The 13,633-nt window shown below is 62.1% G+C and carries 14 protein-coding genes and 1 pseudogene; 5 read left to right on the top strand and 10 right to left on the bottom strand.

Going from position 1 to position 13,633, the window contains the following annotated elements; translation table 11 throughout:
• Positions 1–18 precede the first annotated feature (18 nt).
• Genes Mgrana_RS13720 through Mgrana_RS13710 form a run of 3 tightly spaced genes read left to right on the top strand, consistent with a single transcriptional unit; the run spans position 19 to position 3,159 of the window.
• Positions 19–1,563 (top strand): sensor histidine kinase, encoded by a 1,545-nt coding sequence (locus tag Mgrana_RS13720; protein ID WP_119358171.1) that lies wholly within the window; start codon positions 19–21, stop codon positions 1,561–1,563.
• A gap of 51 nt (positions 1,564–1,614) precedes the next feature.
• The gene (locus Mgrana_RS13715) at positions 1,615–2,058 is read left to right on the top strand and encodes a response regulator (RefSeq protein WP_119358170.1); all 444 of its coding nucleotides are present in this window, start codon (positions 1,615–1,617) and stop codon (positions 2,056–2,058) included.
• A 3-nt stretch (positions 2,059–2,061) separates the two neighbouring features.
• Complete coding sequence (locus tag Mgrana_RS13710) at positions 2,062–3,159, top strand: sensor histidine kinase (RefSeq protein ID WP_119358169.1); 1,098 nt, start codon at positions 2,062–2,064, stop codon at positions 3,157–3,159.
• On the opposite strand, the gene Mgrana_RS13705 is transcribed toward Mgrana_RS13710, so the two are convergent.
• From Mgrana_RS13705 to Mgrana_RS13675, 7 genes are all read right to left on the bottom strand, one after another.
• Positions 3,140–4,141: an ABC transporter ATP-binding protein gene (locus Mgrana_RS13705; RefSeq protein ID WP_119358168.1), complete on the bottom strand. Its 1,002-nt coding sequence runs from the start codon at positions 4,139–4,141 to the stop codon at positions 3,140–3,142. The two genes, Mgrana_RS13710 and Mgrana_RS13705, sit on opposite strands and share 20 nt — an antisense overlap.
• 40 nt (positions 4,142–4,181) lie before the next feature.
• Entirely contained in the window at positions 4,182–4,856 is a 675-nt protein-coding gene (gene modB, locus Mgrana_RS13700; protein WP_119358167.1) for a molybdate ABC transporter permease subunit, read from the bottom strand.
• 32 nt (positions 4,857–4,888) lie between these two features.
• Positions 4,889–5,752 carry a molybdate ABC transporter substrate-binding protein gene (gene modA / locus Mgrana_RS13695; protein ID WP_119358166.1) on the bottom strand — a complete coding sequence of 288 codons (864 nt, stop codon included), beginning with the start codon at positions 5,750–5,752 and terminating at the stop codon, positions 4,889–4,891.
• 172 nt (positions 5,753–5,924) lie between these two features.
• The gene (locus Mgrana_RS13690) at positions 5,925–6,443 is read right to left on the bottom strand and encodes a PadR family transcriptional regulator (RefSeq protein WP_240631379.1); all 519 of its coding nucleotides are present in this window, start codon (positions 6,441–6,443) and stop codon (positions 5,925–5,927) included.
• A gap of 33 nt (positions 6,444–6,476) precedes the next feature.
• The gene (nikC, locus tag Mgrana_RS13685) at positions 6,477–7,343 is read right to left on the bottom strand and encodes a nickel transporter permease (RefSeq protein ID WP_119358165.1); all 867 of its coding nucleotides are present in this window, start codon (positions 7,341–7,343) and stop codon (positions 6,477–6,479) included.
• The gene (locus Mgrana_RS13680; protein ID WP_119358189.1) at positions 7,336–8,343 is read right to left on the bottom strand and encodes an ABC transporter permease; all 1,008 of its coding nucleotides are present in this window, start codon (positions 8,341–8,343) and stop codon (positions 7,336–7,338) included. The genes nikC and Mgrana_RS13680 overlap by 8 nt, the downstream gene beginning before the upstream one ends.
• 65 nt (positions 8,344–8,408) lie before the next feature.
• Positions 8,409–9,977 (bottom strand): ABC transporter substrate-binding protein, encoded by a 1,569-nt coding sequence (locus tag Mgrana_RS13675; protein ID WP_119358164.1) that lies wholly within the window; start codon positions 9,975–9,977, stop codon positions 8,409–8,411.
• Between the two features lie 185 nt (positions 9,978–10,162).
• Here Mgrana_RS13675 and Mgrana_RS13670 point away from each other — a divergent pair, with 185 nt between their 5' ends.
• Complete coding sequence (locus Mgrana_RS13670; RefSeq protein ID WP_119358163.1) at positions 10,163–11,155, top strand: dipeptidase; 993 nt, start codon at positions 10,163–10,165, stop codon at positions 11,153–11,155.
• Between the two features lie 17 nt (positions 11,156–11,172).
• Here the strand turns inward: Mgrana_RS13670 and Mgrana_RS13665 are convergent, their stop codons facing one another.
• The 3 genes from Mgrana_RS13665 to alr form a co-directional block, all read right to left on the bottom strand.
• Complete coding sequence (locus tag Mgrana_RS13665) at positions 11,173–11,493, bottom strand: DUF3208 domain-containing protein (RefSeq protein WP_119358162.1); 321 nt, start codon at positions 11,491–11,493, stop codon at positions 11,173–11,175.
• A gap of 68 nt (positions 11,494–11,561) precedes the next feature.
• Positions 11,562–12,011: a DUF3291 domain-containing protein gene (locus tag Mgrana_RS13660; RefSeq protein ID WP_119358161.1), complete on the bottom strand. Its 450-nt coding sequence runs from the start codon at positions 12,009–12,011 to the stop codon at positions 11,562–11,564.
• A gap of 4 nt (positions 12,012–12,015) precedes the next feature.
• Entirely contained in the window at positions 12,016–13,128 is a 1,113-nt protein-coding gene (gene alr, locus Mgrana_RS13655) for an alanine racemase (RefSeq protein WP_119358160.1), read from the bottom strand.
• A gap of 102 nt (positions 13,129–13,230) precedes the next feature.
• Between alr and Mgrana_RS13650 the strand changes: the two are divergent.
• A pseudogene (locus tag Mgrana_RS13650) lies at positions 13,231–13,633 on the top strand (hypothetical protein); the annotation flags it as partial.

Raw genomic sequence — 13,633 nt, 5'->3', positions numbered from 1 at the left:
CCGGAGATAATACCGGATGTGAGTTCTCCGTTTCTATCTGCCCGTTGGTGGGCCGACCTGCCCATCGCCCGCAAGCTGGATGTCTACGTGGCCCTGGTGCTGCTGCTCACCCTGGTTCTAATCCTTCTGACCAGCCTCACCGTGGCCGACCTCAACCGCAGCTCCGCTCAGCGGCTGCGGGCCCAAGCCCGGTTGGCCAACCTCAACAGCCTAGAAAAGGCCCTGCTCAACATCGAAACCGGGGAGCGTGGCTACCTGCTCTCCCAGAAGGAGAACTTTCTCGAGCCCTACCGCGAGGGCCGCCGCGTCCTCTCCGAGCTGCTGCCCAAGCTCGAGGCCGATCCTGAGGCCCCGCCCGCCCTCCACGCTTTGGCCGCGGCCATCCGCAGTTATCTGAATGAGTGGGCGGAACTCAATATCGCCCGCGTGCGCAGCCAAGGGCCTTTCTCCGAAGCCCAACAGCTCCGGGTGTTTGAGGAGGGTAAAGCCCGCTTCGACCTGCTGCGGCAGCAATTTGCCAAGGTACAAAATCAGCTGACCGAGCAGTTCACCCAAAGCCGAATGCAGAACCTGCGCGAAATCGGGCAACTGCGCAGTCTGGTTTGGGTGGCCCTCGGGGTGTTGGTCGGCAGTACCCTGCTGCTGCGCTTAGGAACCCAGCGAGTGGTGATCGAGCCCCTACAGCGCCTGCGGGAATCCACCTCGAGGCTGGGCGGCGGAGACTACAGCGCCCGGGTCTCGATCCAGCGGCGCGATGAGCTGGGCCAGTTGGCCCAAGCTTTTAATCTGGCCGCGGCCAACCTCGAGCGCTCCAACCAGTCGCTGGTCGAAGCCAACCGCCACCTCCAAGAGCAGCAAGCGGAGCTGGAGCGCTCCAACCGCGAGCTCGAGCAGTTCGCCTATGTGGCCTCCCACGACCTGCAAGAACCCCTGCGGATGGTCTCCTCCTACACCCAGCTTCTGGAGCGGCGCTACAAGGGCAAGCTGGACGAAAAGGCCGATATGTACATCCATTTTGCTGTGGATGGGGCCAACCGAATGCAACAGCTGATCCAGGACCTGTTGGTGTATAGCCGCGTGGGGACCAAGGGGATGCCTTTCCAGGCCGTGGATACCGCCCGGGTGGTGGCCGAGACCCTGCGCGACCTCGAGGTCGCCATCGCCGAAAGTGGGGCCCAGGTCCAGCTCGGAACCCTGCCCACCGTCTGGGGAGACCCCTCCCAAATCCGCCAGGTCTTTCAAAACCTCCTGAGCAACGCCCTCAAGTTCCGCCGCGAGGGGGTTCAGCCGCGGCTCGAGATCGGGGCCCAGCGAGAGAATGGAGGGTGGCGGTTCCGCGTTGCTGACAATGGAATCGGCATTGAAAGCCCCTACTTTGACCGCATCTTCCTGATCTTTCAGCGGCTCCACACCAAAGAAGCCTATCCTGGCAATGGGATCGGGCTAGCCGTAGTCAAGAAGATCATCGAGCGGCATGGGGGCAGGCTCTGGCTGGAGAGCATCCCTGGGGAAGGGAGTACCTTCTTCTTTACTCTGCCCGAGGCCCCTGCGGAGCGGACATAAAGAGGCCCACCCCCGATATAATGCAACCTACCCGCTCGGATAAGGATTCCCATGATTGAGAGCACAGAAATCATCGAGATTCTGCTGGTAGAGGACAATGCTGGGGATGTCCAGCTCACCCGTGAAGCCTTTGAGGAGGCCAAGGTGAGGAACCGATTGCACGTGGTCAGCGACGGGGTAGAAGCCTTACAGTTCCTGCGCCAGGAAGGCCGTTTTGCCGGCCAGCCCCGCCCGGATCTGGTGCTCCTGGATCTCAACCTGCCCCGCAAGGGGGGGCTCGAGGTCCTGACCGAGATCAAGCAAGACCCCGAGCTGCGGCAGGTCCCGGTGGTGGTGCTGACCACCTCGCAAGCCGAAGCAGACATCACCCAGAGCTATAACCGCTACGCCAACGCGTATATCTCTAAGCCCGTAGACCTGGATAAGTTTCTCGAGGTAGTCCGCAGCCTGGAGCACTTCTGGCTGGCAGTGGTGCGTCTGCCCATCGGGGCCTGAGCCATGCAGCATAGCTCCACTCGAGTTTTACTGGTTGAGGACAACCCCGGCGATGCCTTTTTGGTGCGAGAGCTGTTGCAGGAGGCTGGGGAAGAGTTTTGGCTCGAGCACGTTCATTCCCTACAGGCCGCCCTCAAGCAGCTAAGTCAGGATAGCTTCGAGGCCATCCTGCTCGACCTCAGCCTGCCCGATGCCAGCGGTTTGGAAGGCATACAGACCATCACCCAGGCGGCTCCGGAAATTCCGGTGGTGGTGATGACGGGCTTAGCGGATGAGGGGGTGGCCAGAACCGCGGTGCGTGAAGGGGCACAGGATTATTTGGTCAAAGGCCGGGCGGATGGGGTGGGGCTGGCCCGGGCCGTACGCTATGCCATCGAACGGGCCCTGCGCGAGCGCGAGCGGCGCCTGAGGGAGCTGGTGGAAGCACAAAAACGCTTTTTGGCCGATGCCGCCCACGAGCTACGGGCCCCCCTCACGGCCATCCGGGGCAACCTAGAGCTGCTGCTGCGCTTTCCGCAGATGCAGGCGGAAGAGCGCAAGGAGGCCCTGCACGAAGCCGAGGCCGAGGCCGCTCGGCTCGAGCGGCTGATCCACGACCTGCTCAGCCTAGCCCGGGGCGAGGCCGGGTTGGGGTTTGAATTCTCGGAGGTCCCCCTCCACGAGGTGGTCTTGGAGGCCTGGAACGAAGCCCGCCACTTTGGCAAAGGCCACGGGTTCGAGTTGGATGGGCTCGAGCCTGCCTGGGTGCAGGGCCAGCGCGACCGGCTCAAGCAACTGGCGCTGATCTTCCTGGAAAATGCGGTGAAATATACCCCTCCAGAAGGGCACATCCGGCTCAGCCTGCGCTGCCAAGACCAAAGCGTGTTGCTGCGGGTTTCCGATACCGGGCCGGGCATCCCCCGCGAAGACCTCTCTCGAATCTTCGAGCGCTTTTACCGGGTACGCCGCCCAAACGATCCTGGGGGTTCGGGGCTGGGGCTTTCCATCGCCCGGTGGATCGTAGAGGGGCACGGCGGGAAAATCTGGCTCGAGAGCGAGCTGGGTAAAGGCACCGTGGCCTGCGCGCAGCTTCCCCGGATCCTCAAGGAGACCCCGGGATGACGTGCAGATAGCGGGGATCGAGCACCACCTCGACCGCCTGCCCCTCTTCGAGCCCCAGCCGATCCTGGGTCTGACGGGAGAGCAAAAGGTCGAGCTCTAGCGGCCCAGAAAAGTGGGCCCACCCTCCGCCACCCTGGGCCTGCAAGGCGGTCAGGACCCCCGCCACCCGATTTTCCAGCCCCTCAAACCCCACGTCCTCCGAGCGAATCCCCAGCCACACCGGCTGCCCTACCGGCCAGGCCCGACCCTGGGCCTTCAGCACCCCCGCAGGGGTCTCAAGGTAGAGGAAGCCGTCCTGAACTTCCAGCACCCTGGCCTCGAACAGGTTGCGAAACCCCACCAGGCGGGCCGTTTCCAGGGTAGCGGGATGGGTAAACACCTGGGCTGGGGGCCCTTGTTGCTCTAAGCCGCTGCGGCTCAGCACTCCCACCCAGTCGGCCCGTTGGGCCAACCAAACATCGTGCGAAGCTGCCAAGGTAGGGATCCCCAAGCGGCGAAGGCGCTCCAGCACCTCACTGAACACCTCTTCTCGCGTGGCCATGTCTAGGGCGCTGGTGGGCTCATCCAGCAACAAAAGCTGGGGTTCTCGAGCCAGGGCCCGGGCCAGGGCCACCCGCTGCTGCTGCCCCCCCGAAAGCGCGCGGGGATACCGCTCAGCCAGATGGGAAATTCCCATCAGCTCGAGGTATTCCCGGGCCTTGACCCGGCGCTTCTGCGGAGGCAAATGCGCCAGCGGAAAGGCCACATTGCCCAATGCGCTCAGGTGGGGAAACAGGGCGAAGCTCTGGGGCAGATACCCAACCCGGCGACGCTCCGGGGGTAGCCCGGCAAAGGGCTGGCCCTCGGCTGGAAGCAGCCCCGCCAAGGCTTTGAGCAAGGTGGACTTCCCCACCCCGCTCATCCCCAGCAGCACCGTAAACCCCTGCACCGTGAGGTTTAGCTCGAGCGCTATGGGGTGATGGATGCGGTAGGAGATCTCCATGGCCGGGCGTAAGGGTCTGGGCTTTTCTTGAAGAGGCATTTCAGGTGGCCCCTTTTCGTGGCTTCAGGCGGTCTTCCAGGCTGCGCACGCTATAAACAAGGGCGAAACTAATGATCAGCAAAATCGCCGAGGCCTGCGCCGCTCGATCAAAGCGCAAGGCCTGCACCTGGTCGTAGATGTAAATGCTCACCACCCGGGTTTTACCTGGGATGCTCCCCCCGACCATGAGCACCACCCCAAACTCGCCCAAGGTATGGGCAAAGGCCAGAATTGTGCCGGATAAAATGCCGGGCCAGCACAGAGGCAGAATGACCTCCCGCCAAACCCTCGGCAAGGAGGCCCCCAGGGTCCGGGCGGTAGCAATTAAGTCGGGCTCCAAAGCCAAAAACGTCTCTCGATAAGCGGTAAGAGCAAACGGCAAACTGAAGAGCACCGAGCCAATGACCAACCCCTCAAAACGAAACGCCCATTCGATGTGCAGGTATTTCGCCATGGGCCCGTTCTGGCCCAAAAACAGCAGCAAATAAAACCCCAAAACCGTAGGCGGAAGGGTGAGCGGCAACAACACCAGTGATTCCACCACCCGCTTTCCCCAAAAACGCTTGTGGACCAAAATCCAAGCCAGGGGAATTCCGAAAAGCAGCAGAACAATGGTTGAAACGACGCAAACCTCCAAGGTTAATTTTAAGGTTTGCCAAAATATCGGATCGTTCATCTAGGCCTCGCCAAGAAAATGCCGGTTGCCCCTTAGTCCTCCAGCTTTTCCCCTGGCAGCAAAAAGCCGTAGTGCTTGAATATCTGCCGAGCGGTGGTACTGGCGATATAGTCATAAAACTTGCGCACCGCAGGCCGGTCTTGTCCCTTCAGGATGACGTAGTTCTGATTGAGGCGCATATGGCTCGAGAGCGGGGACAACCAGTACTGTCCTCCCCGGCTCATGGCCTCGCTTTTAGCGATGCTGAGAGCGATCAAGCCCACCCCCGTGCTGGTTAGGGCCAACTGCGCGGTTTGGGAGATGTTCTCGCCATACACAAACTCGAAACTGGGCTTTCCCCGCTTCAAGGTGGCAATATCGTAAAAAGCCGGGATTCCAGCGCCCATGTTTTCCCACTCGGCCTGTTTGGTCTGGCGGAGCAAACCGAAGTACTGCAGTAAGGTTACCGCCGCACGTCCATAGGGAGCATGTACGGGGTCCGCGATGGCAATACGGGTTACCTTAGGATCCAAAAGCAGCTTCGGACCCAGCGCTTGGGGATTCAGCCCCTGGGCGACCAAACCATTGGACACCCAGATCACCATGCGCCCTACCGCATAAAGCTTGCGGGTGCCAGGAACGATGAGATTGGCCTTCTCGAGCTGAGCGGCAAAGGCTTCATCGGCTGAAAAAAATAGGTCTGCCGGCAAGCCCTGGCTGATCTGGGTATAAAACTTACCCGAGGAGCCGAAGGTAAGCTGCACTTTGATGTCGGGATTTTGGGCCTCAAAACGCTGAACGATATCACTCAAAGCGTATTGCAAATCGGCGGCAGCCACCACACGCACGGTATCGTTTTGGGCATGGGCTAAAGAAGCCGCCAGCAAAAAAGCCCCCACGTAGCGTTTGAAATTCATCGAATTCTCCTCACCTTCTGGCCGTTGCCGCCCGATGGTCGGACCCAGCGCCCTGGATCTTGCCGAGGGTTGATCCCACCTTCCGCTCTATTCTTCTGTTAGGTAGTTGCATCGTAACTAAGAGTAGTAACGGCGTTACTATATCAACTAAGAATCCATAAGACAACCGGATCTAAAGCAGCTTCTCGAGGAAATCCAGGGCCGAGCGGGCGTTCTCCACCCGCCACAGCAGCACCACCCGGTCTATACCCTCAGCCACCGGCACCCGGGCCTCGAGGCTTCTCAGCAATTGGCCAAAAATTTCTTTTTGGGCGCCCAAAAGCGGTCTGGGGCTCTCCCCTAGCCGATATAAAAAGGCCAGCTTGAGCAGCAAGTCCGAACGCCCCTCCCGCAGATGGGCCACCGGGGTGGCCAACCATTGGCGCACCACCCGTATCCCTTCGGGAGTGGCGACATACACCGTACGGGGCGGTCCGATTTCTCCGGTTTCCTGTCGCAGTGGAAGGGCATACCCTCGAGCCACCAGGTGCTCGAGGGCACGGTACACCTGTGGGCGCTGAATGCTCCAAATCTGGCCCAGCTCCCCACTGGGGGCAAATACCGAAGCCAAACGAAATCCGTGGGCTTCCCCCTCAGAAAGCAGCGCCAACACCGCCCAGTCGCTCGTGGAGAGGTTTATAGTTCGCGCCACTGCTCAATTGTACAAAGCCCATCCCGCGCCCATTCAATCCCGCCCCCGGGGATCCAACACATCCCGCAGGGCATCTCCCAACAGGTTGAAGGCCAAGACCGTAAGGATGATGGCTACTGCCGGGGACACCGAAGCCCAAAAGGCCACATCAATATAGTTCCGCGCCTCCGAGACCATGGCCCCCCATTCCGGAGTAGGGGGCTGAGCCCCAAACCCTACAAAGGAAAGCCCCGCGGCCGTAAGAATTGCCCCCCCCATATCAAAGCTAGCCTGCACCAGCACTGGGGTCAGGGAGTTGGGCAAAATATGGCGCCAAAGCACCCTCAGGGTTCGTGATCCCAGGGCTTTTGCCGCCTCCACGAATTCCCGCTCACGCAGAGCCAGCGCCTGCGCGCGCACCAGCCGGGCATATACCGGCCAGCTCACGGCGGCAACCGCCAGTATGGTGTTGTTGAGGTTGGGGCCCAAAGCAGCCGCAATCGCCATGGCCAGGATCAACGAGGGGAAAGCGAAAAAAATGTCGGTGAAGCGCATCAGGAGGTTGTCCACCGCCCCCCCTAAGCTGCCGGCCAAAAGCCCCACCACCACCCCCACCAACGCGGACAGCGCCACCACCAAAAACCCCACCCGCAGGCTGATGGCGGCTCCATGAACCACCCGCGACCACACGTCCCGACCGAGTTGGTCGGTACCCAACCAATGCTGGGCTGAAGGCGGTTTGAGCTTGTTGACCAGTTCCTGGGCCAGGGGATCAACGGTGAACAGCGGCCCCAACACGGCTAACAGAATCAGCAGGACGAAGAGGGTCAGGCCCAGCATGGCCGAGAAGTTGCGGCGGAAACGGCGCACCATGCGCGAGGCCGAGCGCGTAGAAGGTCCAGCGGTGGGGAGGCTAGCCATACTTGATCCTTGGGTCTATGTAGGCGTAGAGCAGGTCTACCGCAAGGTTGATGGTGGCATAGACCAGGCCCGCCAACAGCGTAACCCCCATCACCGCTGGAAAATCCAGGCTGCTGGCCGAGGTGGTCACGTAGCGCCCGATGCCCGGCCAACTAAAAATGGTCTCGGTGAGAACCGCTCCGGAGAGAAGCCCCCCCAAGAGCCCCCCCAGCACGGTGAGCACAGGCAGGGCTGCGTTTTTAGCTGCGTGGTGAAGGATGACCGCGCTGTTGCTGGCCCCCTTGGCACGGGCGGTACGGATGTAGTCCTGGGATAAGACCTCGAGCATGGCCCCCCGGGTCATCCGGGCCAGCAGGGCCGCCGAAGCCGAACCCAGCACCACCGCGGGCAAAACCAGGTGATAAAGGCTATCCCAGAACGTCCGGGGATCGTGAGCGAGAAGCGTATCAATGGTCATGAACCCGGTCACGCGCGGGGGGGTTAGGGCGTAGGGGTCCAGCCGCCCCGGCCCAGGAAACCAACCCAGCTGAGCGTGAAACACCTGTAGCAACAAAATTCCCAGGAAGAACACCGGGGTGGCCCCGCCCAGGAGGGCCAGGATCCTCACGATCACATCCGGCGGGCGGTTTTGGTTCAGGGCCGCAATCACCCCAAAGGGCACACCGATCAGCAGGGCAACGAAAAACGCTGCCAGCGAAAGCTCGATGGTGGCTGGGAAAAACTCCCGCAGGTCATCGATCACCGGGCGGCTCGTGCGCAGGCTCTGCCCCAGGTCCCCGTGCAGGAGCTTGTTCATGTATACGGCGTACTGCACGTATGCAGGTTTATCCAGGCCGTTGCGCTCACGAAACTCTTTAATCTGGTCTTCTCGAGCGTTATCCCCTAAGGCCGCCAGGGCGGGGTCAGCGGGAACCACCTGTGAGATGAAGAAGGTGGCAAAGGTCACCCCCCAGACCACAAACACCACGAAAAACAGGCGGCGGATCAGGTAAGCAAACATATCAATGACCCATAACGATAGCCGATAGCCGGTGGCCATGGGCCGCAGCTATCGGCTAAAGGGATTTACGGCTGCTTGCTGAGGTTTTCGAAGCGAACCTGATTCTGCCCGTTGCGCACATATCCCTCGACTTTGACCGAGAGCACCGTGTTCTGCGCAGGCTGATAGAGGATCGCGTAGGGGCCTTCCTTAAGCACCAGTTCGGTAAGGATCTTGTACAGGGCTGCACGCTTGGCCGGGGTGGGCTCGAGCGCAGCCTGCTGGGCCAGCTTGGCCGCAGTGGGGTTGTTCCACACATTGCGGTAGGCCAGGCTCTTGGCGTTGTAATCCGACATCGGGGTGGCGTTGCCATCCGGATCGGGGAAATCCGGCGACCAGGCCACCAGCACCATCTGGGCCTGCTGCGCGCGGTAGATCTTCAAAACCTCAGAGTTTTGGATTTGCTTGATGTTGGCCTTGAGCCCCACCTTGGCCAGGTCAGACTGAATCTTGGCCGCCAGGTCCGCACAAGGCACAAAATCACAGGTCGCAGTGGCGGTCAGCAGCTCGAACTCGAAACCGTTCGGTACCCCGGCCTCCGCCAGCAGCTGCTTGGCCCGGGCGGGGTTGTAGGTGTAGTAGGTGGCTGAGTTGTAGCCCAACAGCCCCTTGGGGATGATGGTCTGGATTTTGGTGGCATTGCCCAGGAGCAGATTGTTGATGATGTCGTCCTGGTTGATGGCGTAGCGTACCGCCTCGCGCACTTTAGGGTTGGCGAAGGGGCTGCCCTCTTTGGCGTTCATCCCGATGTAGCGCAAGCGCAAGTTGTCCGATTTATACACCTTGAACTTGGGGTTGCTGCCAAAGGCCTTGAGCATCTCCGGGGTGAGGTTCTCAGCGATATCAATCTCACCCGACTCCAGCGCTACCCGCTGGGCTTGAGGCTCGGGCAGATAGCGCAGGATGACCTGCTTGAGCTTGGGTTGTAGGCGTGCATTGGGATTAGCGGTGAGCACCACCTGGGAGTTGCGGTCCCAGCGGTTGAGCACAAACGGCCCCGACCCCGCCGAGTGATCGGTGAGCCAGGCTTTGCCCCAGTCCCCATTCTGCTCGTGGGCTTTGACCTCCTCAGAGTCCACCACCCCTCCGATGTTGAAGGTCAGCAGGTTGAGGAAAGCCTGAGGGGAAGCCGTTTTGGGCAACGCGACCTGCACGGTGTATGGGTCTAGCGCCTTGGCTGAGCCCGGCTTGAGGTTGGCCACATCGGTGTAGAGAAATGAGCTCGGGCCTTTGATGGCGAGCACCCGCTCAATGCTGTAGACCACATCCTTGGCCGTAACCTCGCGGCCCGTAGAGAATTTCGACCCCTTGCGCAGGTTGAAGGTGACCAGCCAGCCCTGGCCAGTGTTCTTAACATCCCACTTTTCGGCCAAGCCCGGCTTGAGGGTAGAGAGGTCGGTGCCTTCAAACTTGACCAGGGTTTCGTAAAGATTATCGGTCACCAGCCCACCGGTAAATTCGTAGGAAACCCCAGGGTCAGCGGTGATCAGATCAGTCCAATCCCCACCGTAGATTAGGGTCGAGGTGCGGTCTTGGGCCATAGCCAGACCTGCCCCCAGCGCCAGCGAAACGCCCAACCACTTGACAAGCTGCATGAATCCTCCTTTGCTGCGCCATAGGCTACCGTTTGGGGCTGTGGGGGTCAAGACATCCAGAGGCAAACGCTGTGTGGTTATCCCTCCAGGGCCCCTCGGGCACGACCGAGGTGTCGTTTCGGTATTAAGCCCTGGAACTCCCTTCTGTCTTGCGTGCCCCCATCGGCTGGCATAAGCTCGAGCCCATGATTGTAGATGCCCACCTCGACCTAGCCCACAACGTTCTGGACTACAACCGGGATCTCAGTTTGCCGCTGGAGGAGCTTCGCCGCCGCGACCCTCACCCCGATATCCCCGTCGTGACCCTGCCCGCGCTGCGCGAGGGGGGGGTGGGGCTGTGCTTCGCCACCCTCTTCGCCGATCCCAAGAAACACCCCGAGCCCGAGGAGGCCCACCGGGACGCCCTGCGCCAGCTCGAGGTCTACCGGCGCTGGGAGGACGCTGGTCAGGCCCGGATTGTGCGCAGCCGGGCGGATTTGCAGGCCCACCTGCAGCGCTGGCCCCAAGACCATACCCTGGGCCTGGTGGTGCTGATTGAAGGCGCCGGCCCCATCCGCCAGCCCGGTGAAGTGGGCTTCTGGAAAGCCCAGGGTGTGCGGCTGATCGGCCCAGCCTGGAACCGCAACCGCTACACCGGGGGTACCCGCGAACCCGGCCCCCTGACCCCCCTCGGGGTCGAGCTGGTGCAGGCCGTCCAGGAAGCCGGGCTGGGGCTGGACCTGGCCCATATGGACGAGGAGGCCTTCTGGCAGGCCCTCGAGCAGACCGACGGCCCGGTCTGCGCCACCCACGCCAACCCCCGGGCGCTCCTGAACGCTCCGGAAAGCCCCTATAACAACCGCCACCTCTCCGATCCCATGATCCGGGCCATCGGGGAGCGCAACGGGGTGATCGGCACGGTGTTGTTCAATTTCTTCCTCGACCCTACCTGGAGCCGCGGCCAGCCTCGGATCCCGCTCCAGAGGGTCCAGGCTCACCTGCAGCACACGGCTGCCCTGATCGGCTGGGATAAGGTGGGAATCGGCAGCGATTTCGACGGTGGGTTTGGCCTCAACGAAAATCCCTTGGGGCTCGATACCCCCGGTGACCTGGCCAAACTCGGCGATCTGGTCCCCCCGAGCGCTCGAGCAGGGGTGCTGGGCCAGAACTGGATCCGCTGGCTCGAGGGGTGGCTGTAACCCCAAGCCCAACCAGCCTAAACCGGGCGCAGGTCTTCCATCAACTGCCAGCCAACTTCCTTGGGGGTGGCGTACAGATATGCGTTCAGCTGGTCAGAGATCTGCTGGGTGAGCGGCTTGAGCTCTGCCGGTTCGGCCTCCGTGAGCGTCAGCAGGGTGACCTGGTAGAACTGCTGGGTCTCGGTGGGGGTGCCGTTCTCAAAAAAACTGAATGGGGGCCGTACCGGGTCAATGAGGATGTGCACCCCTCCCAGTTGGCGCGGGAGCTGGGCTTTGGGGTCAAATTGCAACCCCTTGGGATGCCACAAGTAGCCCTGGAATAGCTTGATGGCTTTCATCGCTTTCGATTGTGCCCGGCTCAACGGGGTTTAAATGAGCCTTACAGCAGATTTGGGCTGCGCTCGGCTCACTGGCTCGAGCCTGGGGGAAAGTTCTGGCCCAGGGTAAAGGCCCGTGGGGTCGGGCCGTACCGGCGCAGGTACTCGAGCCGCTCCATCCCCTCCTGTAGGCGGGGCTCGTACCCCACCGGCACCCACCACAACACCAAGAAGCGCTCTTTGAGCGGGACAAACCACTCCCGCCGCCGCCGCAGGTACTCGAGGTGCGCCCCCTGATAGGTGTACGCCTTGAGGGCTTCTAGGCTTTCCCAAACCGAGAGGTTGATCAGGATATCCTCCCCATAGGGCCGTAGATCGGTGGCGGTATCCCCCTCCCCGCGCAGCCGCCAAACAAAACCGGGGGCGGCATCGGCCAGGGCATTGAGGGCCTCCAGGCCCTCCACAAACCCCCGCATGGCCTCGGACTCGAGGGGGGCCACCATCCGAGCAAGGTTGAACTGGGCCAGATGAAAGGACATCGGCCTACACTCCTTCCATCCGGCCCACCTCCACCCCACCCCGCAGATAAACCCTGGGGAGCCGTGCGGCCAACCGCACCGCCGGCTCATAGCTCACGGTTCCGGTTAGCTGAGCCCAGCCCCATAGGCTTCCGCTGGGGTGAAAATCAGCAGAAGCCACCTCGAATAGGGCTTTCAGGTCGGTCGGTCCCGGCAGGCGCACGGTGATCTGATCCATCGAGATGCGGCCCACCACAGGGCATTCAGCCCCGTCGGGGCCCAGTTGCCGCACCGTAGCCCGGTTATAGAGCAGTCGGGGCATCCCGTCGGCATATCCAATCGGCAGGGTGGCAATCCACTCCTCCCCCTGGGTGGTGTACAGCCCACCGTATCCAATGCGCTGCCCAGGCGGGAGCCGCTTGACCAAGGTGGGTTTGGCCAGCAGGCGGGCGATCGGCTTAAGCCCCGAGTCGGGCCACAGCCCGTAGAGTCCAATTCCCGGGCGAATCGCCCCCAAGCCCAGGGGGGAAACATTCAAGACCCCTGCCGTATTGCAGAGGTGATACAGCGGGCCGGGGCCGAACACCTCCTGCACCTCAGCAAAGCGCATGACCTGCTCTGCTGTCCAGGAGGGGTTTTCCTCTGCATCCGCGAAGTGCGAGTAAACTCCGCCCAGCTCGAGCCCTTCCCACCGCCCCAAGCGCTCCTTGAGGAGCGGGGCCTCTGCCACTGGAAACCCGGTGCGACCCATCCCGGTATCAAACTCCAGGTGCACCTCGGCCCGTATCCCTAAAGCCCGGGCCCGGGCCTCTACCGCTTCCGCCGCCTCGAGCGTGGAGAGCGAGGGGATGAGCCCCCAGCTCAGGGCGGCCTCTGCCTGCTCAGGGTGCAGGCTCCCCAACAACAGCACCCGTGCGGTGAGCCCAGCCTGGCGCAAGGCCCGGCCCTCTTCCACTGTGGCCACCGCTAGCCCCCAAACCCCCAGCCGCACCAGTTCCCGCCCGATCTCCACCGCACCATGGCCGTAGGCATTGGCCTTCACCACCCCAATGGCCGGAACCTGCCCGGCTCGAGCCCGCAGCCGCTGAAGGTTGTGGGCGAGGGAGTCAAGGTTCACCTCGAGCCAAGCCGGACGCATGGGTACAAGTCTATGGCAAAGCCAGTCCACCGCAAGAGATCTCCCCAGGCCCGGCCCCGGAATTTCATGCTGCTTCCACCCAGATGGATCAAAATCGCCGGGATGTTCGGCTTGTGGTCCCCCCTGTTCCTCGCTGCCGCCTTAGCCGCACCCGCCTCCCCCTCCTGGGTACATCCGCTCGAGGTGGCCTCCCCGGCCCACCCCGAGGTGGTCTATGCCTCCAACGGCTATATCGAGGTAGCCCATGCCCTGGCCAAGCTGCCGGGCCACCCCAATTGGTTGGGGGAAGCCCAGCGTCTGGTCAGCAGCGTCTATGCCGCGCGTCCAGGCTTAGCGGAGGTGGATGTCACCCTGTACAAAGCCAGCGAATACGCCGGGAGCGACCCTGCCGCCCCGCTGCCACAATTCACCGCCTCGGTGCCCAAAAGTCGGCTCGAGGCCTTCGAAAAGCTCACCCCCGCCACCCTCTCCAGCTTCAACCGGGCCTGGCTCAACCCCGGTACTG

Source organism: Meiothermus granaticius NBRC 107808, from assembly GCF_003574355.1.
Lineage (GTDB): Bacteria > Deinococcota > Deinococci > Deinococcales > Thermaceae > Meiothermus > Meiothermus granaticius.
This window is presented reverse-complemented; position numbering and strand designations above follow the sequence as displayed.